The organism is Roseivivax sediminis (assembly GCF_900112685.1).
Classification (GTDB): Bacteria; Pseudomonadota; Alphaproteobacteria; order Rhodobacterales; family Rhodobacteraceae; genus Roseivivax; species Roseivivax sediminis.
Genome location: NZ_FOMS01000002.1, coordinates 162,806 through 188,605, shown reverse-complemented (window position 1 = coordinate 188,605; position 25,800 = coordinate 162,806). Strand labels below are relative to the sequence as shown.

22 protein-coding genes are annotated in these 25,800 nt (G+C 69.0%); 12 read left to right on the top strand and 10 right to left on the bottom strand.

From position 1 onward, the window contains the following. Position 1 precedes the first annotated feature (1 nt). The gene (gene infB / locus F3H57_RS04005) at positions 2-2,527 is read left to right on the top strand and encodes a translation initiation factor IF-2 (RefSeq protein WP_149754594.1); all 2,526 of its coding nucleotides are present in this window, start codon (positions 2-4) and stop codon (positions 2,525-2,527) included. A 79-nt stretch (positions 2,528-2,606) separates the two neighbouring features. Here the strand turns inward: infB and F3H57_RS22750 are convergent, their stop codons facing one another. The 4 genes from F3H57_RS22750 to F3H57_RS03990 all read right to left on the bottom strand — a co-directional run bounded on the left by F3H57_RS22750 (position 2,607) and on the right by F3H57_RS03990 (position 5,490). After that, positions 2,607-2,741 carry a hypothetical protein gene (locus tag F3H57_RS22750; RefSeq protein WP_262504488.1) on the bottom strand — a complete coding sequence of 45 codons (135 nt, stop codon included), beginning with the start codon at positions 2,739-2,741 and terminating at the stop codon, positions 2,607-2,609. A gap of 115 nt (positions 2,742-2,856) precedes the next feature. Next, a complete protein-coding gene (locus F3H57_RS04000) occupies positions 2,857-3,255 on the bottom strand; it encodes a (deoxy)nucleoside triphosphate pyrophosphohydrolase (protein ID WP_149754593.1) in 399 nt (132 codons plus the stop codon). Positions 3,256-3,361: 106 nt separating this feature from the next. After that, on the bottom strand, positions 3,362-4,591 hold the full coding sequence (gene argJ / locus F3H57_RS03995) for a bifunctional glutamate N-acetyltransferase/amino-acid acetyltransferase ArgJ (RefSeq protein WP_149754592.1): 1,230 nt from the start codon (positions 4,589-4,591) through the stop codon (positions 3,362-3,364). Positions 4,592-4,593: 2 nt separating this feature from the next. Then, a complete protein-coding gene (locus F3H57_RS03990) occupies positions 4,594-5,490 on the bottom strand; it encodes a peptidylprolyl isomerase (RefSeq protein WP_149754591.1) in 897 nt (298 codons plus the stop codon). Between the two features lie 172 nt (positions 5,491-5,662). On the opposite strand from F3H57_RS03990, the gene secA reads away from it, so the two are divergent. The 4 genes from secA (at position 5,663) to F3H57_RS03970 (ending at position 12,509) form a co-directional block, all read left to right on the top strand. Further along, the gene (secA, locus tag F3H57_RS03985) at positions 5,663-8,455 is read left to right on the top strand and encodes a preprotein translocase subunit SecA (RefSeq protein ID WP_149754590.1); all 2,793 of its coding nucleotides are present in this window, start codon (positions 5,663-5,665) and stop codon (positions 8,453-8,455) included. Positions 8,456-8,479: 24 nt separating this feature from the next. After that, positions 8,480-9,697: a hypothetical protein gene (locus F3H57_RS03980; protein ID WP_149754589.1), complete on the top strand. Its 1,218-nt coding sequence runs from the start codon at positions 8,480-8,482 to the stop codon at positions 9,695-9,697. Between the two features lie 190 nt (positions 9,698-9,887). Then, positions 9,888-10,922 carry a translocase gene (locus F3H57_RS03975; RefSeq protein WP_149754588.1) on the top strand — a complete coding sequence of 345 codons (1,035 nt, stop codon included), beginning with the start codon at positions 9,888-9,890 and terminating at the stop codon, positions 10,920-10,922. 24 nt (positions 10,923-10,946) lie between these two features. Continuing rightward, a complete protein-coding gene (locus tag F3H57_RS03970; protein WP_149754587.1) occupies positions 10,947-12,509 on the top strand; it encodes a substrate-binding domain-containing protein in 1,563 nt (520 codons plus the stop codon). Between the two features lie 125 nt (positions 12,510-12,634). Here the strand turns inward: F3H57_RS03970 and mutY are convergent, their stop codons facing one another. Beyond that, on the bottom strand, positions 12,635-13,702 hold the full coding sequence (gene mutY / locus F3H57_RS03965; protein ID WP_149754586.1) for an A/G-specific adenine glycosylase: 1,068 nt from the start codon (positions 13,700-13,702) through the stop codon (positions 12,635-12,637). 85 nt (positions 13,703-13,787) lie between these two features. On the opposite strand from mutY, the gene F3H57_RS03960 reads away from it, so the two are divergent. The 6 genes from F3H57_RS03960 to F3H57_RS03935 all read left to right on the top strand — a co-directional run bounded on the left by F3H57_RS03960 (position 13,788) and on the right by F3H57_RS03935 (position 21,393). After that, positions 13,788-14,297 (top strand): DUF721 domain-containing protein, encoded by a 510-nt coding sequence (locus F3H57_RS03960; protein WP_149754585.1) that lies wholly within the window; start codon positions 13,788-13,790, stop codon positions 14,295-14,297. 41 nt (positions 14,298-14,338) lie between these two features. After that, positions 14,339-15,022 (top strand): DsbA family protein, encoded by a 684-nt coding sequence (locus F3H57_RS03955; protein WP_149754584.1) that lies wholly within the window; start codon positions 14,339-14,341, stop codon positions 15,020-15,022. A 433-nt stretch (positions 15,023-15,455) separates the two neighbouring features. Continuing rightward, positions 15,456-16,634: an aminotransferase class I/II-fold pyridoxal phosphate-dependent enzyme gene (locus F3H57_RS03950; protein WP_149754583.1), complete on the top strand. Its 1,179-nt coding sequence runs from the start codon at positions 15,456-15,458 to the stop codon at positions 16,632-16,634. Between the two features lie 42 nt (positions 16,635-16,676). After that, positions 16,677-20,009, top strand: coding sequence for a DNA translocase FtsK (locus F3H57_RS03945; protein ID WP_149754582.1), 3,333 nt, complete (start codon positions 16,677-16,679; stop codon positions 20,007-20,009). Between the two features lie 156 nt (positions 20,010-20,165). Further along, positions 20,166-20,735: an exopolysaccharide biosynthesis protein gene (locus F3H57_RS03940; RefSeq protein WP_188129587.1), complete on the top strand. Its 570-nt coding sequence runs from the start codon at positions 20,166-20,168 to the stop codon at positions 20,733-20,735. 61 nt (positions 20,736-20,796) lie between these two features. Continuing rightward, on the top strand, positions 20,797-21,393 hold the full coding sequence (locus F3H57_RS03935; protein ID WP_149754580.1) for a LolA family protein: 597 nt from the start codon (positions 20,797-20,799) through the stop codon (positions 21,391-21,393). Between the two features lie 98 nt (positions 21,394-21,491). Here the strand turns inward: F3H57_RS03935 and F3H57_RS03930 are convergent, their stop codons facing one another. Beyond that, positions 21,492-22,070 (bottom strand): transglycosylase SLT domain-containing protein, encoded by a 579-nt coding sequence (locus F3H57_RS03930; RefSeq protein ID WP_149754579.1) that lies wholly within the window; start codon positions 22,068-22,070, stop codon positions 21,492-21,494. A gap of 363 nt (positions 22,071-22,433) precedes the next feature. On the opposite strand from F3H57_RS03930, the gene hspQ reads away from it, so the two are divergent. Then, positions 22,434-22,760 (top strand): heat shock protein HspQ, encoded by a 327-nt coding sequence (gene hspQ, locus F3H57_RS03925; protein WP_149754578.1) that lies wholly within the window; start codon positions 22,434-22,436, stop codon positions 22,758-22,760. 124 nt (positions 22,761-22,884) lie between these two features. On the opposite strand, the gene F3H57_RS03920 is transcribed toward hspQ, so the two are convergent. The 4 genes from F3H57_RS03920 to F3H57_RS03905 form a co-directional block, all read right to left on the bottom strand. Next, positions 22,885-23,919, bottom strand: coding sequence for a threonine aldolase family protein (locus tag F3H57_RS03920; protein ID WP_149754577.1), 1,035 nt, complete (start codon positions 23,917-23,919; stop codon positions 22,885-22,887). Between the two features lie 31 nt (positions 23,920-23,950). Then, on the bottom strand, positions 23,951-24,421 hold the full coding sequence (locus tag F3H57_RS03915) for a YcgN family cysteine cluster protein (protein ID WP_149754576.1): 471 nt from the start codon (positions 24,419-24,421) through the stop codon (positions 23,951-23,953). Further along, positions 24,418-25,353, bottom strand: a complete 936-nt coding sequence (locus F3H57_RS03910) for a bifunctional riboflavin kinase/FAD synthetase (protein ID WP_149754575.1) — start codon at positions 25,351-25,353, stop codon at positions 24,418-24,420. Before F3H57_RS03910 ends, F3H57_RS03915 begins: the two co-directional genes overlap by 4 nt. A 109-nt stretch (positions 25,354-25,462) precedes the next feature. Then, a complete protein-coding gene (locus F3H57_RS03905; protein WP_149754574.1) occupies positions 25,463-25,735 on the bottom strand; it encodes a hypothetical protein in 273 nt (90 codons plus the stop codon). Positions 25,736-25,800 lie beyond the last annotated feature (65 nt).

The window sequence follows — 25,800 nt, the reverse complement described above, 5'->3', positions numbered from 1 at the left end:
TATGAGCGACCAAGACGGCAAGAAGACTTTGGGTGTACGTGGTGGCGGGCCTCGGTCGGGGAACGTGAAGCAGAGCTTCAGCCACGGACGCACCAAGAACGTCGTGGTGGAGACCAAGCGCAAGCGCAATGTCAGCGCGCCCAAGCCGGGCGCCGGCAAGGGCGGTGCGGGCGGTCAGGGCACGCCGGGCGGCAGCGGCGGCAAGCGCCCTGCGGGCATCTCCGATGCGGAGATGGAGCGCCGTCTGAAGGCGCTGCAGGCGGCCAAGGCGCGCGAGGCGGACGAAGCCGCTCAGCGCGAGGCCGAGGAAAAGGCCCGCGCCGCCGAACGCGAGCGCATGCGCGCCGAGAAGGAACAAAAAGAGCGCGAACAGCGCGAGGCCGAGGAACGTGCCAAGGCCAAGGCCGAAGAGGAAGAGCGCAAGAAGCGCGAGGAAGCCGAGGCCGCGAAGAAGGCCTCCGAGGCCCCCGCAGCGCCGGCAGAACAGCCGTCCGCCCGTGGCGCGGCGCGCCCGGCCGGCGGCCCCGGCGGCGCGCCGAAACCGGCCGACGCGCCCCGCAAGGCCGAGCGCGAGCGCGAGGATCGCGGCCGCGGCGGAAAGGGCCGTGGCGACGGCGGCCGGCGCACCGGCAAGCTGACCGTGAACCAGGCGCTCACCGGCGGCGGCGAAGGCGGCCGGCAGAAGTCCATGGCCGCGATGAAGCGCAAGCAGGAGCGTGCGCGCCAGAAGGCGATGGGCGGCCCGGTGAGCCGCGAGAAGGTAACGCGCGACGTGCAGCTGCCCGAGGCGATCACGGTGGCCGAACTGGCCAACCGGATGGCCGAGCGCGTCGGCGACGTGGTGAAGGCGCTGATGCAGAACGGCGTTATGGCGACGCAGAACCAGACCATCGACGCCGACACCGCAGAACTGATCATCGAGGAATTCGGCCACCACGTCACGCGCGTGTCCGACGCCGACGTGGAACAGGTCATCGAGACGGTCGAGGACCGGTCCGAGGACATGAAGCCGCGCGCCCCGATCATCACGATCATGGGCCATGTCGACCACGGTAAGACCTCTCTGCTCGACGCGATCCGCAAGACCAAGGTGGTCTCGGGCGAGGCCGGCGGCATCACCCAGCATATCGGCGCCTACCAGGTGGCCGATCCCTCGACCGGTGCGACGCTGACCTTCCTCGACACGCCAGGCCACGCGGCGTTCACCTCCATGCGCTCCCGCGGGGCGCAGGTGACGGATATCGTGGTACTGGTGGTGGCCGCGGACGACGCGGTGATGCCGCAGACCATCGAGGCGATCAATCACGCCAAGGCCGCCGGCGTGCCGATGATCATCGCCATCAACAAGTGCGACAAGCCCGAGGCGAACCCGACCAAGGTGCGCACCGACCTTCTCCAACACGAAGTGGTCGTCGAAGAGATGTCCGGCGACGTGCAGGACATCGAGGTTTCCGCGATCTCCGGCAAGGGGCTCGACGACCTGCTGGAAGCGATCGCGCTGCAGGCCGAGATCCTCGAGCTCAAGGCCAACCCCGACCGCGCGGCGCAGGGCGCCGTGATCGAGGCGCAACTCGACGTGGGCCGCGGCCCCGTCGCGACCGTGCTGGTCCAGAAGGGCACGCTCAAACAGGGCGACATCTTCGTCGTGGGCGAGCAGTGGGGCAAGGTCCGCGCCATGGAGAACGATCAGGGCGAACGCGTGAAGGAGGCCGGTCCCTCCGTGCCCGTGGAGGTCCTGGGCCTCAACGGCACGCCCGAGGCCGGCGACGTGCTGAACGTGGTCGAGACCGAGGCGCAGGCGCGCGAGATCGCCGAGTACCGCCAGCAGGCCGCGAAGGACAAGCGCGCGGCAGCCGGCGCGGCGACGACGCTCGAGGCGCTGATGCAGAAGGCCAAGGAAGACGAGAACGTGGCCGAGCTGCCCGTGCTCGTGAAGGCCGACGTGCAGGGCTCTGCCGAGGCGATCGTCCAGGCGCTCGAGAAGGTGGGCAACGACGAGGTTCGCGTGCGCGTGCTGCACTACGGTGTGGGCGCGATCACCGAGACCGACGTCGGCCTCGCCGAAGCGTCCGGGGCGCCGATCCTGGGCTTCAACGTCCGGGCCAATGCCTCGGCCCGCAACAGCGCCAACCAGAAGGGCGTGGAGATCCGCTACTACTCGGTGATCTACGACCTCGTTGACGACGTGAAAGCGGCGGCTTCGGGTCTTCTGTCCAACGAGGTGCGCGAGAACTTCATCGGCTACGCCAAGATCCTGGAAACCTTCCGCGTCTCCGGTGTCGGCACCGTGGCGGGCTGCCTCGTCACCGAGGGCGTGGCGCGCCGCTCGGCCGGCGTGCGCCTCCTGCGCGACGACGTGGTGATCCACGAAGGTACCCTGAAGACGCTCAAGCGCTTCAAGGACGAGGTGTCCGAGGTCATCTCCGGCCAGGAATGCGGCATGGCGTTCGAGAACTACGACGACGTGCGCAAGGACGACGTGATCGAAATCTTCACTCGCGAAGAGGTGGTCCGCACGCTCCAGTGACGGGCAGTGCGATCGGAAGAAACTTCAAAGGGAGGCCGCCGGGCCTCCCTTTTTCGTTCGGATGACGGTGACGGCGCGCTTAGGCGCTGCCGATGACCGGCAGACCTGTGAACAGGCGTTGTCCGACCCGCACGACCAGCCGGCCGTCCGGCAGCTTGCGCTCCACCATGCCCTGCACCGAAATGCAGGATCCCAAGACGATCGTCTGTAACATCTTCTATTCCCCCGGAGTGACTGCCGCATGGTTGCATCTGTATCACATAGGTTGAGAATCCGTTAACGCGACCTTCGGAGCACCGCCGGAGACGGGTGGGACAGGCGCCTCCGGACTACAGCCAGTCGCGCAGGATCGGCACCAGCGGCAGGTCTGCGGCGGGCATGGGATAGCGCGCCAGCTCGCGCGGGGCGGCCCAGGAAAGGGTCTGGCCTTCGCGCGCCTGCGGAATGCCCTCCCACTTGCGGCAGGCGAAGAGCGGCATCAGCAGGTGGAAATCCTCGTAACTGTGCGAGGCGAAGGTGAGCGGCGCGAGGCAGCTTTCCCAGGTGCCGATGCCCAGCTCTTCATGCAGCTCGCGGATCAGCGCGGCCTCGGGTGTCTCGCCCGGTTCCACCTTGCCGCCGGGAAACTCCCAGAGGCCAGCCATGGACTTGCCATCGGGCCGCTGCGCGAGCAGGACCCGGCCGTCCACGTCGATCAGCGCGACGGCGGAGACGAGAACGGTCTTCATGCGTGCAAACCGGGGGTGGGCAGATTACGAATCCTACCGGTCACGCCGGTTCCGTCTGTTCGCGCCCCCATGGAGTCACTCGACCAGATGCAGAGAGAGTGGAAGGTCACGATCGGTAATCGGCGTTGATGGAGATGTAGCCGTGCGTGAGGTCGCAGGTCCAGACAGTGGCGGCGCCGCTGCCGAGCCCGAGGTCCACGCCGATGGTGATCTCCGGGCGCTGCATCTGCGCGGCGCCCATCTCCTCGCGGTAGCTTTCGGCGACCCAGCCGTGTTCGGCCACGGCGACATCGCCGAACCGGATCGACAGGCGGTCCCGGTCTGCCGCAGCGCCGGACTTGCCGATCGCCATGACGATACGGCCCCAGTTCGGATCCTCCCCGGCGACCGCGGTCTTCACCAGCGGCGAATTGGCGATCGCCATCGCGTGTGTGCGCGCGTCGGTGTCCGAGGCGGCACCGGTGACCTCCACGGTGACGAACTTGGTCGCGCCTTCTCCGTCGCGGACAACCTGCTGCGCGAGGTCGCGGAAGACATCCTCCAGCGCGGTGGCAAAAGCGCTATCCTCCGGCGCGACGGTCACCCCAGAGGCGCCGGTGGCGCCGACGAGCAGAGTATCGGAGGTGGACGTGTCGCTGTCCACGGTGATGCAGTTGAACGTCCGGTCGGCAGCGCGGGCGACGAGCGCCTGAAGCGCATCACGGTCCATCGCCGCGTCGGTGAAGACGTAGACGAGCATGGTGCCGAGGTCGGGCGCGACCATGCCCGACCCCTTGGCGATGCCGGCGATGGTCACGTCACCGCCGTTCACGTGGACCTTGGCGGACGCGCCCTTGGGGAAGGTGTCGGTGGTCATGATCGCTTGCGCGGCATCCGCGATGCCGTCTTCCGACAACGCCGACGCAAGCTCCGCGATCTTCGCGGTGATGCGCCCGTGCGGCAGACGCTCCCCGATGACCCCGGTGGAGGAGGTGAAGACCCGCGCCGCCGGCAGGTCCAGCGCGGTCGCCACCGCATCGGTCACGGCGGCGACGGATTCGTCGCCCGCGCGGCCGGTGAAGGCGTTGGCGTTGCCGGAATTGACGAGGATCGCGGCGCCGTCATCCGTGACGGCGCCGATCTTCGCCTCGCAGTCGAGAACCGGCGCCGCGCGCGTGGCGGAACGGGTGAACACCCCTGCCACCACCGACCCCGGCGCGAGATGGGCGAGCATCACGTCGGGGCGGCCGGCATAGCGCACCCCGGCCGCGACGGTGGCAAAGCGCACCCCCTTGACCACGGGCAGATCGGGAAAGGCCTCCGGCGCGAGCGGCGAGCGCGCGAGCGTCTTGGCCAAGATCAGTTCTCCAGGAGGTCGAACTGAGACAGCGCCGCCGGGCCAAGCGCCTCGGAATCGACCTTATCGACATCAGCCTGCGATACGAGTTCCACGATCCGTTCCTGCACCGCCTGCGTCTGGAGCTGTTCGGCAATCTGGTCACGGACCTCGGACAGCGCCGGCGCTTCCTTCTCGCGGGTCTCGTTCAGGCGGATGACATGCCATCCGAACTGCGTCTCGACCGGGTCCGAGATCTCGCCTGCTTCCATGCCGGCGACGGTTTCCTCGAACGGACCCACCATCTCGCCTTCGGCGAACCAGCCGAGCGATCCGCCGTTCGGACCCGACGGGCCGGTGGAGCGCTCGCGCGCGAGTTCGGAAAAGTCCGCGCCGCCCTCGAGGTCGCTGACCAGGGTCTGCGCCTCTTCCTCGGTCTCCACGAGGATGTGCGCGGCGTTGTATTCCGTGCCCTGCGCGCCCTGCGCGAACTGTTCCTCGTAGGCGGCCTCGATCTCCTCTTCGCTGACGAGATCGGCGCTCAGGCTGTTCACTGCCTCGGAGGCGACGAGCGCGCGGCGCTCGTTCTCCAGCGCGAGCGTCACGCGCGGCGTTTCCTCGGCCATGTCGGATTGCGCCAGCACCTCCTGCCGGACAAGCTGGTCGAGGATGCCTTCCCACAGCACGTTGTCCGGAAGCTGCTGGTATTGTTCGGAGAGGCCCGCGCGCACCAGGAGCATGTGCCCGAGCACGATGTCGCGGCCATTGACCGTGGCGACCACGGTGTCGAGCGCGGGCTCGGTCGTGGCGGCGTCCGTCGGGGCGGCGTCTTCCTGTGCAGAGTCGTCCTGTGCGGCGGCCTGGGTCGCCAGGGTCGCGGCGAGCAGGGGGGCAGCGATGCGAATCGCGCGAAGGGTCATCCGGTTTCTCCTCTGCCGCCCCTCCCTGAGGCGGCGTTGACACTTTCTGGCCCGGCCCTTACATGCCGCAAGTGGCGGCGCGAGCCGGTCGTTCCCCCCCGTGTCTATGGGCTGTGTGCGAGACGGGCAAGTCGGTGCCGCACACGAAACGGTCAAGAGGCAGAGTGGGCCCATGCTGGGGATCGGGACTATCACGCGCAAGGTGTTCGGCACGCCGAACGACCGCAAGGTCAAGGCGACGCGCCCGCTGGTCGAGAAGATCAACGCGCTCGAAACCGAATACGAAGCGCTGGACGATGCCGGCCTGATCGCCAAGACCGAGGAGTTCCGCAGCCGCCTGACCGGCGGCGAGAGCCTCGACGACATCCTCCCCGAAGCTTTCGCCAATTGCCGCGAGGCGGCGCGCCGCGCGCTTGGCCTGCGCGCCTTCGACGTGCAGCTGATGGGCGGGATCTTCCTGCACCAGGGCAACATCGCCGAGATGAAGACCGGCGAGGGCAAGACGCTGGTGGCGACCTTCCCCGCCTATCTCAACGCGCTGGCCGGGCCCGTTCACATCGTCACCGTGAACGACTACCTCGCGCGGCGCGACGCGGAATGGATGGGCAAGGTCTACGGCGCGCTTGGCCTGACGACGGGCGTCGTCTATCCGCGCCAGCCCGACGAGGAGAAGAAGAGCGCCTACGCCGCCGACATCACCTACGCGACGAACAACGAGCTCGGCTTCGACTACCTGCGCGACAACATGAAGTCCGAGCTGAACCAGATGGCGCAGCGCGGCCACGTCTTCGCCATCGTCGACGAGGTCGACTCCATCCTCATCGACGAGGCGCGCACGCCGCTGATCATCTCGGGCCCGGCGCAGGACCGCTCGCAGCTTTACGACAGCATCGACCGCGTGATCCCCGAGCTGAAGGACGAGTTCTACAGCCTCGACGAGAAGACCCGGAACGTGACCTTCACCGACGAGGGCAACGAGTTCCTTGAGGAACGGCTGGCCCAGCTCGGCCTGATCGAAGAGGGGCGCACCCTCTACGACCCCGAGTCGACGACAATTGTGCACCATCTCAGCCAGGGTCTGCGGGCGCACAAGCTCTACCAAAAGGACAAGGACTACATCGTCCGCGACGGCGAGGTGATCCTGATCGACGAGTTCACCGGCCGGATGATGCCGGGCCGGCGGCTGTCAGACGGTCTGCACCAGGCCATCGAGGCCAAGGAAGGTGTGAAGATCCAGCCCGAGAACGTCACTCTCGCCTCGGTGACCTTCCAGAATTATTTCCGCCTCTACGACAAGCTTTCCGGCATGACCGGCACCGCCACCACCGAGGCCGAGGAATTCGCGGAGATCTACGGCCTCGGCGTCGTCGAGGTGCCGACCAACAAGCCCATCGCCCGGATGGACGAGGACGATCAGGTCTACCGCACCGCGCGCGAGAAATACGCCGCCATCGTCGAAGAGATTCGCAAGGCGCACGAGAAGGGCCAGCCCGTCCTCGTCGGCACCACCTCCATCGAGAAATCCGAGATGCTGTCGCAGCACCTTCAGCAGGAGGGGCTGCCGCATAACGTGCTGAACGCCCGCCAGCACGAGAAGGAAGCGCAGATCGTCGGTGACGCTGGCCTGCCCGGCGCGGTGACGATCGCCACGAACATGGCCGGCCGCGGCACCGACATCAAGCTGGGCGGCAATGTCGAATTCAAGGTGATGGAGGCGCTCGCCGCCGACCCGGACGGCAACCCCGACGAGATCCGCGCCCGGATCGAGGCGGAACACGCCGACACCGAGAACAAGGTGATCGAGGCCGGCGGCCTGTTCGTCCTGGCCACCGAACGGCACGAAAGCCGCCGCATCGACAACCAGTTGCGCGGCCGCTCCGGCCGGCAGGGCGATCCCGGGCGGTCGGTGTTCTATTTGTCGCTCGAAGACGACCTGATGCGGATCTTCGGGTCCGACCGGCTCGACAACGTTCTGGGCAAGCTGGGGATGCAGGAAGGCGAGGCCATCGTGCACCCCTGGGTGAACAAGTCGCTCGAACGCGCGCAGGCGAAGGTCGAGGGGCGCAACTTCGACATCCGCAAGCAGCTTCTGAAATTCGACGACGTGATGAACGACCAGCGCAAGGTCGTCTTCTCCCAGCGGCGCGAGATCATGGAGGCCGAGGACGTCACCGAGATCACCCAGGACATGCGTCATCAGGTGATCGACGATCTCGTCGACACCTACTGCCCGCCCAAGTCCTATGCCGACCAGTGGAACCTCGAAGGGCTCTATGCCGCCTGCATCGAGAAGCTGGGCGTCGAGGTGCCGGTGATGAGCTGGGGCGAAGAGGACGGCGTCGATCAGGAAATCGTGCGGGAGCGGATCGAGGAAGCCTCCGACAAGCACATGGAAGAGAAGGCCGCGGCCTTCGGCCCCGACACCATGCGCCAGATCGAGAAGCAGGTTCTGCTCCAGACCATCGACGGCAAGTGGCGCGATCACCTTCTGACGCTGGAACACCTGCGGTCGGTCGTGGGCTTCCGCGGTTATGCGCAACGCGACCCGCTGAACGAATACAAGACCGAGTCCTTCCAGCTCTTCCAGAACATGCTGGACGGGCTGCGCGAGGACGTGACCGAGAAGCTCGCGCAGATCCGCCCGATGACCGACGAACAGCGCCGCGAGTTGATGGAAGAACTGCAACGCCAGCAGGCGCGCGCGACCGACGCGGCAGCCGCCGAGAAGCCGGCAACGCCGCAGCCCGCCGGCGCCGGCGCGCCGCCGGACAAAGCGCCCGCCGCGGCGTCGGGTACACCCTATCCCGAACCGACCCAGCCCGGCGCCACCGTGGCCGAACGCGAGCCGCTGGTCGAAGGCTTCGACGAGAACGATCCCGCGACCTGGGGCAATCCGGGCCGCAACGAAGCCTGCCCTTGCGGATCGGGCAAGAAGTTCAAACACTGCCACGGCCGGCTGACCTGACGCGGCCGGCGCGGTGCCGCCCCAGTGGAGAGCGTCCTTCATATCGGCATGCACAAGACCGGCAGCTCGGCGATCCAGGCCGGGCTGTCCGAGTATGACGACGGTGAAACGTTCTACGCTCCCCTCGGCCGCCCCAATCAGAGCGCCGCGCTGGTCACGGCCGTGTCGGCCGGCTACCGGGACTACCACGTCTGGCGAAAGGCCGGCCTGACCGCCGCGGAAATCGACACCCGCCGAGACCAGGCCCGCGCCGACATCGCCGCCGCGCTGGCGCGGCGCGACCGGCGCCGCGCGATCTTCTCGGGCGAGGACGTCTCCTCCCTCCCGCGGGCGGAGTTCGCGGCCCTGGTCGCGTGGCTGGCCGAAGCCGGGCCGGTCACCCTTCTCGTCTACCTGCGCGATCCCGCGGACTATGCGGCCAGCGCCCTGCAGCAGATCATCCAGGGCGGCGCGCGGCACCTGCCCCGCCGGGTGACGCAGCGCATGCGCGGCGTGCTGACCGCCGCCAAGGCCACAGGCGCGCGTCTCATCGTGCGCGACTACCGGCCGGACAGCTTCCCGCAGGCCGACGTGGTGGCCGATGTCTGCGCGCTTCTGGACCTCGACCGCGCGCGCTGCGGCACGGAGCGGCCGAACACCCGGATGTCCGCGACGGCGCTGCGGCTTCTGTGGCAGTTCAACTGCGGCAACCCGGCCTTCCAGGGCGATCCCAAGCTCTTGCGCGCACATGAGCGGCTCAAGCACATCCTGCGCGAGACCTTCGCGAACGCGGCGCCGATCCCGTTGGAACCCTTCGCCGGGCTTGCCGACTACGACGACATCGGCTGGCTGCGCGACACTCACGGAATCACCTATCGCGACCGCAGTGCCGGCGCGACGGCCGAAGATGCACGGCGCTGGCTGGACGAGGTGCCCGAGGACGCGACAAAGGCGCTCGCCGAGGTGCTGGCGCGGCACGACCTGCGGGCGCCGGACGGCGCCGATCCGGTCTGGATGCTCAACCGGATCTACTATCTCTGCCTGTCGGAGGATCACTACGATCCGAAAACCCGGACCCTGCGGACACCGCGGCTCGGCATCGACGATCTGCCGGCGCTGCGCAGCGCTGCGCTGTCGCACAACGAGGCGCGGCCGCTCGACCGCGGCGAGGCACGGCACCTGCTGGATCTCGCCCTGCGCATCCGGCCAAACGGCCCGGTCCTGCTGCGCACCCGCGCCGCATGGGATCGCGACAAGGGCTGAGGCCGCTTCGGCGACCCGCCGCCAGGCTCCGCTCTTTGCGGCGCGACTGCGCCCAGACGCGAATATGGCGCCGGGATTGTGTCGACAAAATGCGGCGACGCCAGAAAGAGTCCTGCCGCACGCCGCATAGGCGCCCCTTTTCCCCTTCACTCATGATCTCGAAACGGTCTTTTGCCCCTCGGAGGCGAACATGATTCGCAGTAAGACGGCACTCCTGGCGACCGGCACGCTGTTCTGCGCGCTCGCCACCGGCTACGTGATGCAATACGGGCTGACGCTGCCCGGCGAGGACATGACCCCGCGCGGTCCCGTCGTTGTCACCGGGATCGTCGATACCGCTGCGCGCACGGACGGCCCCGGTGCAGGCGTCGCTCCGACCGGAGCACCGGGCCCGGCAACCGTGGATCCGGCCCCCGCGGCCATCGCCGATCTGCCCGCGGAGGCCCGCGCGCCGGCGTTGCCCGAGACGCCGCATCACCTGGCGGCGCTGGACGCGGCGCCGGAGCTGAACGCGCTGCCGCGCGAGGCCGAAAGCCCCTCTTTCGATTGCGAGGTGACACTCGAGGCGACGCCCATCGCCGGCGCGCTGGTGCGCCTGCAACTGGCCTCGCCCTGCCGCAACGGCACCCGCGTAAGCCTGCATCACAGCGGCCTGATGATCACCGAGACCACCGACGAGGACGGCGCGCTTACGATCGACATGCCGGCGCTGACGGGAAATGCCGTGTTCATCGCCTCCTTCGATGACGGCGGCGGAGCCGTGGCGCAGGCGAGCGTCTCTTCCCTGCCCTTCTACGACCGCGTCGTGCTGCAATGGCAGGACCGCAGCGCGCTGGAACTGCACGCCCGGGAATGGGGCGCGGACTATTTTGGCGACGGCCATGTCTGGCACGACGCGGCCGGCACGCTGGAAGAGGCGGTGCGCGGCCAGGGCGGCTTCCTGCTCCGACTCGGCGATGCCTCGCTGCCCGATCCTCGGCTTGCCGAAGTTTATTCCTACCCGGCCGGCACCTCCGTCCGCGACGGCGAGATCGCCGTGAGCGTCGAGGCAGAGGTGACCGAGATGAACTGCGGCGCGGATATCGCGGCCCAGACGCTCGACACCCGCGCCGGCGCGGAACTCGCCGTGCGCGACCTCACGCTTGCGATGCCGGACTGCGAGGCGGTGGGTGACTATCTGGTGTTGAAAAACCTGATCGAAGACCTGAAGATCGCGTCCAACTAACGGCGGGGCTGACGGGAACCTTCCATGCGACACTCGTGTGCGGCGATCTTCGCCGCACTTTTTCTTGCGTTGTCGGCGGGTGGGCCAGCGGCGGCCGAGGATATCACGCTGCGCTCGCGCGATGGCGCCATCGCGCTGTCGGGCACGCTCCTCGGCTTTGACGGCGAATTCTACCGGATCGAGACGCGCTATGGCGAACTGACGGTCGACGGTTCGGGCGTGCTGTGCGAAGGCGTCGGTTGCCCGTCGCTGACCGACTACGTGGCCGAGCTGACGATCTCGGGTTCGGCGACGCTGGGATCGGTGCTGATGCCGGCGCTGATCGAGGCATTCGCGCTGAAGCGCGGGCTGGGCGCGACGCGCGAAGGGACGCCGGATGGCAGCTTCGTCTACGTGCTGTCGGACCCCGAGGAGGACCGCCCGGTGGGGCGCTTCACCTTCCGCAACAGCAACACCGATACCGGCTTCGCCGACCTGCTGGCGGACAAGGCCGACATTGTCATGTCCCTGCGCGAGATCCGACCCGAGGAAGTGGAGCGCGCCCGCGAGGCCGGGCTCGGCGTGCTTGACGAGGCCAATCGCAGCCGTATCGTCGCGCTCGACGCGATCGTGCCGGTGGTGAGCCCGAGCAATCCGGTCTCGGGCATCTCGCTGGCCGATCTGTCCCGCGTTCTGGGCGGCAAGGTCACCAGCTGGGACCGTCTCGGCGGCGCCGACGCGCCCATCACGCTGCACCTGCCGGAGGCAGCCTCGGGTCTCAGCCAGGGGATTGCCGACCGGATTCTCGCGCCCGCGCGCCTGTCCCTGCCCGACGGCGTCGTCCGCCACGCCACCAGCGATGCGCTCGTCGCGGCGGTCGCCGCCGATCCGTTCGCCTTGGGACTTGCCAGCTTTTCGGAAACGGGCAACGCCAAGACACTGACTTTGACCGGAAGATGCGGCTTCGGCCTCGCGGCGACGCGGCGCAATATCAAGACCGAGGATTATCCGCTCACTGCGCCGATGTTCCTCTACCTGCCGGCGCGGCGGCTTCCGGCTCTGGCGCGCGAGTTTCTCGGCTTTACCCGGTCGGAGCCGGCGCAGATCGTGATCCGGCGGACCGGTTTCGTCGACCAGTCGCCCGAAGAGGTGCCCGTCGACCTGCAGGGCGACCGCTTTGCCAATGCCATCACAGTCGCGCGCGGGAGCGAGGGCTTGGCGGAACTCAAGCGCATGGTCTCCACGCTGGGCGACATGCAGCGGCTGTCGACCTCGTTCCGGTTCCAGCCGGGATCGGCGCGGCTCGACGCGCAGTCGCGCTCGAACGTTTATCAGCTCGCCCGGTCGATCGAGGCGGGGCGCTACGATACGAGACAGTTGTTGTTCGTCGGCTTCTCGGACGGCGCGGGACCGGCGGCCGCCAATCTCGACATCGCCCGCGAACGGGCCGAGGCGGTCCGCGCGGCCGTGGTCAACGCCGCGGAGACGGCGGATTTCGCGCGTCTCGCCATCGCCACCGACGCCTTCGGAGAGGCGATGCCCATGGCCTGCGACGACACCTCCTGGGGACGCGAGGCCAACCGGCGGGTGGAGGTCTGGGTGCGCTGAGCCAGGCGGCGCGCCGGTGGCGGGGGCGAGGGGCCAGCCCCTCGCGCTCCCCGGGATATTTTCGGGCAGATGAAAGCCGGGACCGCGCGCAGCGACCGGGGTGGGACGCGCGGACGGCGCCGGTCTCAGCGCGGGCGGGCGAGGTCGAAGGCCTTGCGCATGAGCGTGGGCAGATCGGCCGGGCGGAACTCCTCTGCCGGAACGAAAGTGCCGCGGCCCGGGGTGCGGTCCATCGGGACGAGCGCGGTGCAGAGGGCCAGGCGCAGGTGGAAATGTGTGAAGGTGTGACGGGCCTCTTCGCCGAGGGTCTTCCATTCGGCTTGGATCGGCGGCGCGGGCCGGGGCGTGTCCTCCAGGCCGACCCAGTCGCTGCCGGGCCAGCCGAGCATACCGCCCAAAAGGCCGGACTCGGGCCGGGTCTCGAGGAGCCAGGCGCCGTCGACCCGGCGGGCGAGGTAGGCGATGCCGTGGCGCACCGGCTTGGCCTTTTTCGGGGTCTTCTTGGGCAGTTCGGCCGCGGTGCCCGCGCCCCAGGCGGCGCAGACGGGGCGCCAGGGGCAGAGGCCGCAGGCGGGGTTCTTCGGGGTGCAGATCGTCGCGCCGAGATCCATCACCGCCTGCGCGTGATCGCCGGGGCGCGCGGCGGGGGTGAGCGCGCGCGCGTGCTCCGTCAGGATCGGCTTGGCGGCCGGCAGCGGCGTGTGCTCGTCGTGAAGGCGCGCCATCACCCGCTCCACGTTGCCGTCGACGACCGTGGCGGGGATGTCGAATGCGATGGCGGAGATCGCCGCCGCCGTGTAGGGGCCGATGCCCGGCAGTTTCAGCAGCGCGTCGTGATCGGCGGGAAAGGCGCCGCCATGGTCGGACACCACGACGCGGGCGCATTTCAGCAGGTTGCGGGCGCGCGCATAATAGCCGAGTCCGGCCCAGGCGGCCATGACATCGGCATCCTCGGCCGCGGCGAGGGCCTCGACCGTGGGCCAGCGGCGGGTGAACGCCTCGAAATAGGATTTGACCGCCGCGACCGTGGTCTGCTGGAGCATGATTTCGGACAGCCAGACGGCATAGGGGTCGGGTCGCAGGCCGGCGGCGCGCGCGGCCGGGCCGACGCGCCAGGGCATCCGGCGCGCGTGGCGGTCGTACCAGTCGAGAAGCGCCTCCGAGAGCGCGGGTGCGGCGGCGGTATCACGCAAGTCTGACGATCCCTTGATTTCGGTTGCCGGGACTGGTGCCCGGCGCGCGCGCCACTAGAATAGCGCCGACGAGAGGGATGCAACCATGCCACGCGCCTCCACCACCTACGGCTTCGCCCGCACCGGCAAACTGCTTCAGGGCCGGATTCGCAAGGCGTCTGAAAGCCGCGGCTTCGCGCAGTCGCGGCTGCTGACCCATTGGCCCGAGATCGCGGGAGAGAAGATCGCCGCGATCAGCCGGCCGGTTGAGGTCAGCTACGGTCGCGGCGGCATCGACGCGACGCTGACGCTGCTGACCACCGGGGCGTCCGCGCCGGTGCTGAACATGGAGCGCGAGAAGCTGCGCGAGCGGGTGAACGCCGTCTACGGCTACAACGCGATCTCGCGCATCCGCATCACCCAGACCGCCGCGACCGGCTTTGCCGAAGGCCAGGCGGATTTCGTGCACCGAAGGGCACGCGACGAGGCGCCCGACGCCGATCCGGCCACGCAGGCGGCGGCGCGCGACACGGCAGAGGGTGTCACGGACGACGGCCTCCGCGCGGCGCTGGAACGTCTGGCGCAGAACCACTACGGGGGGCGGCGGCGCCCCTAGCGCGGGCCGGCCCGAGACCACTCAAGGAGACGAGATTGCCCATGACACGGATCATCCTTCCCGCGGCGCTGGCCGCCGTTCTTCTCGGCGGCGGGTTCTGGGCCCTCAGCGGCGCTGGCGTGAACACCTCGGCCCCGAGCATAGCGCTGCCGGGCGCCGCCGCTGCGCAGGAGAGCGGCGAAGAGAGCGAGACAGTCGAGATCACCGAAATGACGCTCGGCGAAGCCGATGCGCCGGTCGAGGTGATCGAATACGCGTCCTACACCTGCCCGCACTGCGCCAGCTTCCATCAGCAGGTCTTTGGCGAGCTCAAGGCGAACTATATCGACACCGGCAAGATCTCGTTCACCATGCGGGAGGTCTATTTCGACAAGTACGGCATGTGGGCATCGCTGATCGCCCGCTGCGGCGAGGACCCGCAGCGCTTCTTCGGCATCACCGACATGCTGTTCGAGGGGCAGTACGAATGGGCGCGCGCCGGCTCCGAGGCGGAGATCGCCGACGAGCTTCGCAAGGTCGGCCGTCTGGCGGGCCTCGGGAACGAGGAGCTGGAGAGCTGCCTGACCGACGGCGACAAGCTGCGCTCGCTGGTGGCGTGGTACCAGGAGAACGCCGAAGCCGACGAGGTCGAGGCGACACCGACCTTCATCGTCGACGGCGAAAAGCACTCGAACATGAACTACGAGGATTTCTCGGCGCTCCTCGACGAGAAGCTGCCGGAGTAACGGGACCTCCGAGTCCGGCGGTCGCGGAAGCAAGGCCGCAGGCCGCCGCGCACCGCCGGGCCGCCCCCCCGGCCCGGGGATTGGCTGACGATGGCGCTTCGCTCGGAGCTTGTTCGGCCAATTCAGCCATCAAGCAACGCCGCTCGCCTATCCGGATCGCCGCGCCGCGGCCCGACGCTGCACGGGTCGCGCTCCGGCCCGGACCGCTGCCCTTCGGCCGCAGTGTCGAGTCGCGCGCGACTCGCGCCGTCCGGGCGGCGCGGAACCGCGCAGGCCAATTCCCGCCGGGGAAATTTTCTTTCTCTGCCCTGAGGCTTATCGGTCACATCGCGGCGGCGCAGCCACGCGGCGCTGGACGGCCGCGCCTGTCGTCCCCTATCCTGCCGTCAACGACGGGGCGCCAACGACCCCGCGATCCGAGGCAGTCCGAGTCATGTTTCCCGAGCGGTTCTCAACCCTCCCGGCTTACGCGTTCCCGCGTCTGCGCGCGCTGCTCGACGAGCATGCGGCGGGCGGCCCGGTCGTGCACATGACGATCGGCGAGCCGAAGCACCGCTTTCCTGCCTGGATCACCGATATCATCGCCGAGCACGCCGAGGGATTCGGACGTTACCCCACCAACGAGGGGGCGCCGGAACTGCTGACGGCCGCGACCGACTGGTTCGCCCGGCGCTACGGCGTGACGCTCGACCCCGAGCGACAGGTGATGGCGCTGAACGGCACGCGCGAAGGGCTCTACAACGCGGCGATGGCGCTCTGCCCCGAGACCAAGAACGGCAAGCGCCCGGTGATCCTCTCGCCCAATCCGTTCTACCAGGTCTATGCCGTCGCGGCTCTGTCGGTCGGCGCGGAGCCTGTCTTTGCCAACGCCACGGAGGCGACGGGCCATCTGCCCGATTACGAGAGCCTGCCGGAGGACGTGCTGAACCGCGCCACGCTGGCCTATATCTGCTCTCCGGCCAATCCACAGGGCGCGGTGGCGGATCGCGACTACTGGCGCCGGCTGATCGCGCTGGCCGAACGCTACGATTTCCGCATCCTCGCGGACGAATGCTACAGCGAGATCTACCGCGACACGCCGCCGCCCGGCGCGCTCGAGGTCGCGCAGGAAATGGGCGCGGACCCCGAGCGGGTCGTGGTCTTTCATTCGCTGTCCAAGCGGTCGAACCTGCCCGGGCTGCGCTCGGGCTTCGTGGCCGGCGGGCCGGAGTGCATCGCGCGGCTGCGTCAGCTTCGGGCCTATGCCGGGGCGCCGCTTCCTCTGCCGCTGCAGTACGCGGCCGCCGCGCTCTGGGCGGACGAGGATCACGTGGTCGAGAACCGCCGGCTCTACGCGGAGAAATACGCCGTCGCGGACCGCGCGCTTGGCCATGTGCCGGGCTACCGCGCGCCCGAGGCGGGGTTCTTCCTGTGGCTGCCGGTCGCGGACGGGGAAGACGCGGCGCTGAAGCTGTGGCAACAGACGGGGGTGCGCGTGCTGCCCGGCGCATACCTGTCGCGGGACACCGAACACGGCAATCCGGGCAAGGGATACATTCGCGTGGCGCTGGTCGCCCCGCGCGAGGAAACGGCCGACGGGCTGACGCGCCTGGCGAGGGCGCTCTATCCGTAAATGGCCGACAGGCAAGTAAAAAGACCGACGAAGAGGCGAGGCATGGCATATCAGGCGCGGGGGCGCGACCCCCTGTTCGACACCGACATGGCAAACGCGCTGGAGCGGCGCGGCAAGGAGCTTCTGGGCCTTGCGCTGATCGCCGTCGGCCTGATGGCCGCCGCCGCCTTTGCCAGCTACACGCCGGACGATCCGTCGTGGATGTCGGCGACGGACGCGCCGGTCCGCAACTGGATGGGCGCTGCCGGTGCGGCGGTCGCGGCGCCGCTGTTCATGATCTTCGGAGCCGGCAACTGGGTGCTGCCGGTCGTTCTGATCGCCTGGGGCCTGCGCTTCGTCACCCATAGCGGGGAGGAGCGCGCTGTCGGCCGGCTGATCTTCACGCCGATCTGGTGGGCGCTCGCCGCCGTCTACGCGGCCGGCCTGAACGCCGGTCCGGACTGGAACCATTCCTTCGGGCTCGGCGGGCTCTTCGGTGACGTGGCGATGGGATCGGTCATGGGATTGCTGCCGCTCGGCCCGGCGCTGTCGCTCAAGGTCGCGACCGTGGGCTGCGGCGCGGCTGTGCTGCTGGTGGGCGCCTTCGTCATCGGCTTCACCCGCCGCGAGCTGACCAATGCCGCGCGCATGGGACTTGTCGGCCTGGTGATGAGTTACGCCACCGTCGTGCGTATGGCCGGCCGCGGCGCCGGCGGCGCGGTGCGCGGGGCGCAGGCGATGCAGGACGCCCACGCCGAACGCCGCGCCCGCCGTCAGCAGGAGGCCGAAGAGGCCGCCGCCTGGGCCGCCGCACAGGCGCCCCAGCGCGTGCGCCGTTCCGAGCCGATGTTCGAGGACGACGGCGACGACGACGCGGTGTTCGAGGAAGAGGAAGCGTCCCGGCCACGCGGCGGATTCCTCGCCCGCCTGCCCGCTCTTCTCGGCCGCCTGTCCCACGGCGAGGCGGCAGAGGCGGAGCCGGCGGCCCAGCCGCAGCGCCGCGCGCCGCTGGTCGCCCGCCGCGATGCTCCCGCCGCCGAACCGGCGCCGCAGCCCGAACCGGAGCGGGGCGGGCTACTCGGCCGGATGCCGTCGCTGATCCGCCGCGGCGAACCGATGCCCGAGCCGGAGCTGGTCGATACCGATGTGCAGCAGGACGAGGACGACGGCATCGGCGCGCCGACCGAGGACCGCGTGCGCGCGAAGATCTCGGACGCGATCCGCGCCCGCCTGCGCCAGACTCCCGAGGCCCGCATCGCCGAGGAAGCGCCGCTGACCAGGGGCCGCGGCCGCCGGCCCGATCCGCTGATCGCGAATCTCGCGCCACGCGACCGCAGCGTCCGGGCCGAACCGCCCCTCACTGCCGCCCAGGCGCAGCCCGAGCGGCGCGAACCGGTGCTGACGGCCCAGCGCGCGGCGCCCCCCGCCACGGAGCGCTGGGAGGACCGCGATAGCGCCCACACCCGCCCGCCGCTGCGGGCAGAACGCGCCAGCTTTGTCGCCGAAGAGGCGGACGCGGACACCGAGGCCGATTTCGACGCCTGGGCGGCGGGAGATACCGCCCCGCAGGAGACACATGCGGGGGCAGAGGCTGCGCCGCAGCCGGCGATCCCGCGCAAGTCGGGCGCGCCGCGCCCGGCCACGCCCGCAATTCCGGCAACGCGCGACGACACGGACGACGGAGACGACGACGGCGGCAACATCTACGAGGACGGCTACGGCGCCGAACAGGCCCCCTCCCCTTCTCCGGCGCAGCGTCCGGCCATTCCGGTCGCGCAGCCGAAAAAGGTCGTCCAGTCCGCCCCGCCGAAGCCGGTGGAGCGCTCGAAGCGTGCGCAAGAAGAGGCCGAGCCGCGTCTCGCCTTCGACGAGCCGGAGACCGAGTTCGAGCTGCCGCCGCTGTCGCTCCTGATGAGCCCCGATCGCATCCAGCGCCATCACCTGTCGGACGAGGCGCTGGAAGAGAACGCGCGGATGCTCGAGAGCGTGCTCGACGATTACGGCGTGAAGGGCGAGATCGTGTCGGTCCGCCCCGGCCCGGTCGTGACCATGTACGAGCTCGAGCCGGCGCCGGGCCTGAAGGCAAGCCGCGTCATCGGCCTCGCCGACGACATCGCGCGGTCGATGTCGGCGCTGTCGGCGCGCGTCTCCACGGTGCCCGGACGCTCCGTCATCGGGATCGAACTGCCCAACGACAACCGCGAGATGGTGTCCTTCCGCGAGATCCTGTCGAGCCGCGAATACGGCGACGGCAACGCCAAGCTGCCGCTCGCGCTCGGCAAGGATATCGGCGGCGATCCTTTGGTCGCGAACCTCGCGAAGATGCCGCACCTGCTGATCGCGGGCACCACCGGGTCGGGCAAGTCGGTGGCGATCAACACGATGATCCTGTCGCTGCTCTACAAGCTGTCGCCGGACGAGCTGCGCCTGGTGATGATCGACCCCAAGATGCTCGAACTGTCGGTCTATGACGGCATCCCGCATCTTCTGTCCCCCGTCGTGACCGACCCCAAGAAGGCTGTGGTCGCGCTCAAGTGGGTCGTCGGCGAGATGGAGGACCGCTACCGCAAGATGTCCAAGATGGGCGTGCGCAACATCGACGGCTACAACGGCCGCGTCGACGAGGCGCTGAAGAAGGGCGAGATGTTCTCGCGCACCGTCCAGACCGGCTTCGACGACGAGACCGGCGATCCTGTCTTCGAGACCGAGGAGATCCAGCCGGTCAAGATGCCGTATATCGTCGTCATCGTCGACGAGATGGCCGACCTGATGATGGTCGCCGGCAAGGAGATCGAGGCCTGCATCCAGCGCCTCGCGCAGATGGCGCGGGCGTCCGGCATCCACCTCATCATGGCGACGCAGCGCCCGTCGGTGGACGTCATCACCGGCACGATCAAGGCGAACTTCCCGACCCGGATCTCCTTCCAGGTGACGTCGAAGATCGACAGCCGCACCATCCTCGGAGAGATGGGGGCCGAACAACTCCTGGGCATGGGCGACATGCTCTACATGGCCGGCGGGGCGAAGATCACCCGCTGCCACGGGCCGTTCTGCTCCGACGAGGAGGTCGAGGAAGTCGTCAACCACCTCAAGGCCTTCGGCCCGCCCGACTATGTCGGCGGCGTCGTCGAGGGCCCCGAGGACGAGAAGGCCAGCGACATCGACGCCGTTCTCGGACTCAACACCGGCGGCAATACCGGCGGGGAGGATGCGCTCTACGATCAGGCGGTGGCGATCGTCATCAAGGATCGCAAGTGCTCCACCTCCTACATCCAGCGCAAGCTCGGCATCGGCTACAACAAGGCCGCCCGGCTGGTGGAGCAGATGGAGGACGAGGGAGTCGTGTCCCCCGCCAACCATGTCGGCAAGCGCGAGATCCTGGTGCCGGAGCAGTAGAGATCGGTGGCGTGGGGGCCACGGCCCCTCCCCTGCCGCCGGGGATTCGAGCTGAGGGCGCGCGGCAGGGGAACCTCCGCGCGCCTTTCGCGTTGCCGGCACATGCAGAGCGCCGAGACAGCTTCTCACGCCCCCGGGCCACGCCGGCGGCGCGCCGTGGAGGCGGTGCTGGACCGTCTCGACGCGAAGGTCGACCCGCAGCGGCGCGTGACCCTCGGAACGCTCATTGCCGCGGTCGGGGAACGTGGCTTCGGCCCGGTCTTCCTCGCGCTGTCTCTCCTTATCATAAGTCCGATCGGAGGCGTGCCGGCCCTGCCCACGATCACCGCCGCGATCCTGGCGGTGACAGCCGTGCAGATGCTTATCGGCCGCCGGCAGCTGCGGCTTCCGGAGGTCTTCACCCGGAAATCGCTGCGCGGCGATCACCTGTCCCGGGGCATCGCCTGGATCCGGCCTGCGGCGCGGTGGATGGACCGGCGGTTCGGCCGGCGGCTGATCGCGCTGACCTCGGACACCGCGCGGCGGGTGGCCGCGCTGGCCATCATCGCCCTCTGCCTCGTGGTGCCGCCGCTGGAGATGGTGCCGTTTGCCGCCATCCTGCCGATGAGCGCCATCGCGCTCTTCGGGATCGCGCTCACGGTCCGCGACGGCATCGTGATGCTCGCCGCCTTCGCGCTGGCCGGCGCCGGCTTGATCGGCGCGCCGGTGCTGCTTTTATCCGGTTGATATCGCTTATCCGCCGCGCACCTGCCAGACAGGCGGCGGACCAGACAGGAGACCCACGTCCATGCGCATCCTCACCCTTGCCGCCGCCGCGCTGCTGACCGTCGCCACGGCCCTGCCGGCCTCGGCGCAGCAGCTGTCGCTTTCGGCGATCTCGAATTACCTCAACGGGATCAGCTCGGCCTCCGGCCAGTTCACCCAGGTGAACGCGGACGAGACGATTTCCACCGGGACGATCTACATCCAGCGCCCCGGCAAGGTGCGGTTCGAATACGATCCGCCGGAACAGGCGCTGGTGATCGCCAACAACGGCACCGTCGTGGTTTTCGACAAGAAGGTGAACGCCGCGCCCGAGACCTACCCGCTGCGCCAGACGCCACTGTCGATCATCCTGGCGCAGAACGTGAACCTCGGCCAGGCGGGCATGGTCACGCGGCACGACTACGACGGCACCGCGACCATCGTGACGGCGCAGGACCCGCGCAATCCCGAATACGGCAGCATCCAGATGAAGTTCACCGGCAACCCGGTCGAGCTGCGTCAATGGGTGATCAACGACTCGGACGGCACGTCCACCACGGTGGTGCTGCGCGGCCTTCAGCAGACGCAGATCGCGTCGGGCAAGTTCAACATCCGCGGCGAGATGCAGCAGCGCGACTGAGCGGCATCGAACTGAGGGCGAGAGCGAGGGGCCAGCCCCTCGCGCTCCCCGGGATATTTTCGGGCAGATGAAAGCCGGGCGCCGAGGGTGTGGGCCGATCAGCGGCAGCGGGTCAGCTGCGCCTGGTACATCTTGGACCGGGCGTCGACCTTGTCGGCGACGCGGACCAGCCAGGCCTTCTGGTTGTAGGAGCCGCGGGCATAGCCGGTCCGGCCTTCGTGGTAGGCGAGGTACTGATTGCGCGCGTCCCAGAGCGGGATGCCGAGGCTGTCGCGGGTCTGTTTCATGTACCAGCCCATGAAGTCGGTGGCATCGTTGATCCGGTCGCGCCGGGTGCGCCGGCCTCCGGGGCCGTCCTGGTATTCCTTCCAGGTGCCGTCGAGCGCCTGGGAATAGCCGTAGGCGGAGCTTTGACGCCCGAACGGGATCACGCCGAGCGCGTAGCGGAAGGGCGTGCGGGCGTCGCCGTCGAACTTCGATTCCTGGTGGATCGTGGCCATCTGCACGTGCACCGGCACACCCCACTTGCGTTCCGTCCGCTTGAAGGCGCGGTGATATTGCGGCCGCTCGCGCAGGAGCAGGCAGGCATCGTCGAGGTTGTCCGGCGGCGAATTGTATCCGCCCCCGCCGCAGGACGCGGCCAGCAGGACGATGACGGTGGCCCTGAGCGGCGTCATTGCCCGGAGCCTCGTGGCGCGCCCCGATGTGCGCGATGCATTACCGGTGCGCACGCGTACACGGCGCCCGATGGCGTGCAGGAAGGTGTTCATCTGCCTCTCGCTCCGACTGCTCGTCTGCTCGGTTCTGTGCCGATTATTGGCTCCAGTGTAGCGAAACACGCCGGATGTTGAAATCACAATTCGCGGCACCTCCGGCGCGGCGACTTGCAATTCCGGGCCTGACGACCGACATCGCGCGCCATCGCGCCGAGTCGCCGAACTGTCGGAAACAGTTGCACAGAGTGTTTCCGGCAATATCTGGGCGTCCAATTGGACAAATCGTCGAGAACCGGGCTAGTCTCGGATGAGCAAGGACGAGTCATGCAGACACAACGTGCCAAGTACAATCTCGGCCAGGTGGTGCGGCACCGCAAGCACCCGTTTCGCGGGGTCGTCTTCGATGTCGACCCGGAATTCGCCAACACCGACGAATGGTACGAATCCATTCCCGAGGACAGCCGGCCGGCCAAGGAGCAGCCGTTCTACCACCTGCTGGCCGAGAACGATCAGAGCTTCTATGTCGCCTACGTGTCGGAGCAGAACCTCGTGGCCGACTATTCCGGCGAGCCGGTGGACCATCCCGACATCCCCGATCTCTTCGGCGCGTTCCACGATGGCGCCTACGAGCTGCATTTCCAGATGAACTGAGCGTCATCGCGCCGGTTCCGGCGAGGGGAGCGAGGGGCCAGCCCCTCGCTCCCCGGAGTATTTGGAACGAGAAGAAGAAGGACGCCCGGCGCGGTGTAGGCCGTGCGCCATGCGGTCCGGAGGATCAGGCGGAGGCGGCGATCTCGATGAACCGGGCGACGTCGGACGCGGGTGTGGACCAGCCACAGACGAGGCGGGCGGTGACCGGGCCGTTGCCGTGCTCCTCCCCGTCCCAGACGTAGTATTGAGCGCCGGCGGCGCGCAGTCGGATGTGAACGCCGCGAGGAAGCTCCGCGAACAGCATGTTGCCGCGGGGCGTGCCGGACACGCGCGCAACGCCCGAAAGGCCTGCGGCGAGGTCCGCGGCGCGGGCGTTGGCGGTGGCGGCGAGCTCGCGCCAGAGGCCGTTCTCGAGATTGGCGTCCATCTGCGCGGCGAGGTAGCGGAACTTGGAGAAGAGGTGCCCGCCGCGCTTGCGGCGCAGCTGGAATTCCCAGTGCTTCGCCGGGTCGAAGAAGATCACCGCCTCGACGCCCAGGAGCCCGTTCTTGGTGCCGCCGAAGACGGCGACGTCGACGCCGGCGCGCCAGGTCATCTCGGCCGGGCTGGCGTTCAGCGCCACTGCCGCGTTTGCGAAGCGCGCGCCATCGAGATGGACCGGCAGGCCGAAGGATTTCGCCACGTCGCAGAGGGCGCGCACCGTCTCCAGCGGGTAGAGGTTGCCGCGCTCGGTGATCTGGGTGATCGAGACCGGGCCGCGCTGCGCGCCGTGCACGCCGCGGGTGCCTTCGCCCTCGATTGCCGTGCGCAATGCCGCGGGGTCCATCACATCGCCGCCGGGCACGAGCGTCAGCTTGGCGCCGCCGGTGAAGAATTCCGGGGCGTTGCATTCGTCTTCGTGGATATGCGCGTCGGGCGTGCAGAACACCGTCTGGACCGGCTGGCAGAGCGTCGCGAGGGCGAGGCTGTTGGCCGCCGTTCCGGTGGCCACCAGCTCGACCGCCGCATCGGGCGCCTCGAAGAGATCGCGGATCCGGTCCCGCACCCGGTTCGAGAGGTCGTCCGCGCCGTAGCCCGGGACATGGCCGTCATTGGCGCGGGCCAGCGCCTCGATCACCGAAGGATGCGCCGGGCCGGCATTGTCGGATGTGAAGTTCATGGCTGTCTCTTTCGGAAGGAACGGGCGGCGCTCAGACCGGCTCCTCGATGATGTGATCTTCCCAGTCCTCGTCGTCGATCGCGGCCTCGGAGACCGTCGCACGGCGCATCGACACACCGGCGCGGTGAACGCTCTCGGCCGTGCCGGAGATCAGCGGGTGCCAGGGTTCGAGCCGCCGTCCCTCCCACAGAAGGCGGTAGGCGCAGGTCGCGGGCAGCCAGTAGGCGTGATCGGCGATCGTCGAGGGGCTCAGCACGATGCATTCGGGCACGTAGGCGTGGCGCGTGGCGTAGCGTGCGCAGCGGCAGGTGGAATCGTCGAACAGGCGGCAGGCCACGCGGGTCAGCGCCACCTCGCCGGTGTCCTCGTCCTCAAGCTTGTTGAGGCAGCACTTGCCGCAGCCGTCGCAGAGCGCCTCCCATTCCGCCGGGCTCATGTCCTCGAGGCGCTTGTCTTCCCAGAACCGGGGGGCGACGCCGCTGCGGTCGATCGGGTCGCTCATGTCAGGCTGCCCAGGATTTCGCGCGCGCGGGCGCAATCGGCGTGCATCTGGCTGACGAGCGTCTCGACCCCCTCATACCGTGCCTCGGGGCGCAGGAAGTCGACCAGAGCAACGGACAGGTGCGTGCCGTAGAGATCGCCGGCGAAGTCGAAGAGGTAGGTTTCGATATTGGCAACATTCTCGCCGAACATCGGGCGCACACCGACCGAGGCGGCGCCGTCCCAGGTGCCCGCATGCGGGCCGGACAGGACGTCGACGCGCACCGCGTAGACGCCGAAGCGGGGCTTGTGCAGCCCGTCCATCGACATGTTGGCGGTGGGAAAGCCGAAGGTGCGGCCGCGCTTCTCGCCGTGCAGGACGGGGCCGTCGATGCGATGCCAGTGCCCGAGAAGCGCGGCGGCATCGCGCGGGCGCCCCTCGCTCAGCGCGGTGCGGATCGCGGTGGAGGAGACGCGCAGACCGCCCAGCTCCTTCAGCTCCGCGGTGGAGACGCCGAAGCCCATCTCGCCACCGCAGCGCACCAGGTCCTCAATGCGGCCTGCGCGGTTCTTGCCGAAGCGGAAATCCGCGCCGGTCGTGGCGTGCGACAGGCCGAGTCCGCGCGAGAGGATGTCGCGGCAGAACGCGTTCGGCGAGAGCGCCCTAAGGGTCTCGTCGAACGGCAGCTCGAAGAGCCAGTCGACGCCGAGCTTCGCGAGCCGGTTGGCGCGCGTCTCCGGCCCCGTCAGGCGAAAGGGCGGCGCCTCCGGCTGGAACACCTCGCGCGGATGCGGCTCGAAGGTCACCACGCCGAGAGGGGCGCAGGGTGCGGCGGCGCGGGCGGTGTCGATCACCGCGCGGTGGCCGAGATGGACGCCATCGAAATTGCCGATCGCGGCGGTGGCGCCGCGGGCCTCGTCCGTAACCTCATCGAGTGTGCGCAGGATCCGCATGGGCGTGGGTTAGCCCCGCCCCGCGAGGGGTGCAAGGGCACCGCGGGCCCGGCAGGATCAAGAAATGGCGCGCCGCGGCAGCGGCGCGCCGTCGGTCGCCGGGAAGGAATTATTCGGCCGGCGCCGCGGTGCCTTCCGGCGCGGTCGGCGCGACGTCACCGGCAGGCGCGGTGGCCGCGGCCGGCGCCTCGCCCGTTGCGGCGTTGTCGGGATTGCCGCCAAGGAACGACGTGCCGACGATCACCAGCAGGATCAGCCCCACCGCGACGCCGAGGCCGGCAACGGCGCCGCCGCTGGACCGGGGCGGATGCAGCGTCGGGTCGGCGCCCAGTTTGTGGGCATAGGGGTCGTGTGTGTAATGTGTGCGGTCGCTGTAGGCCATGATGGATCTCCTTGCTCGCAAGCGACGCGCCCCGAAGGACAGGATCGGGCGCTGGAATTGATGTT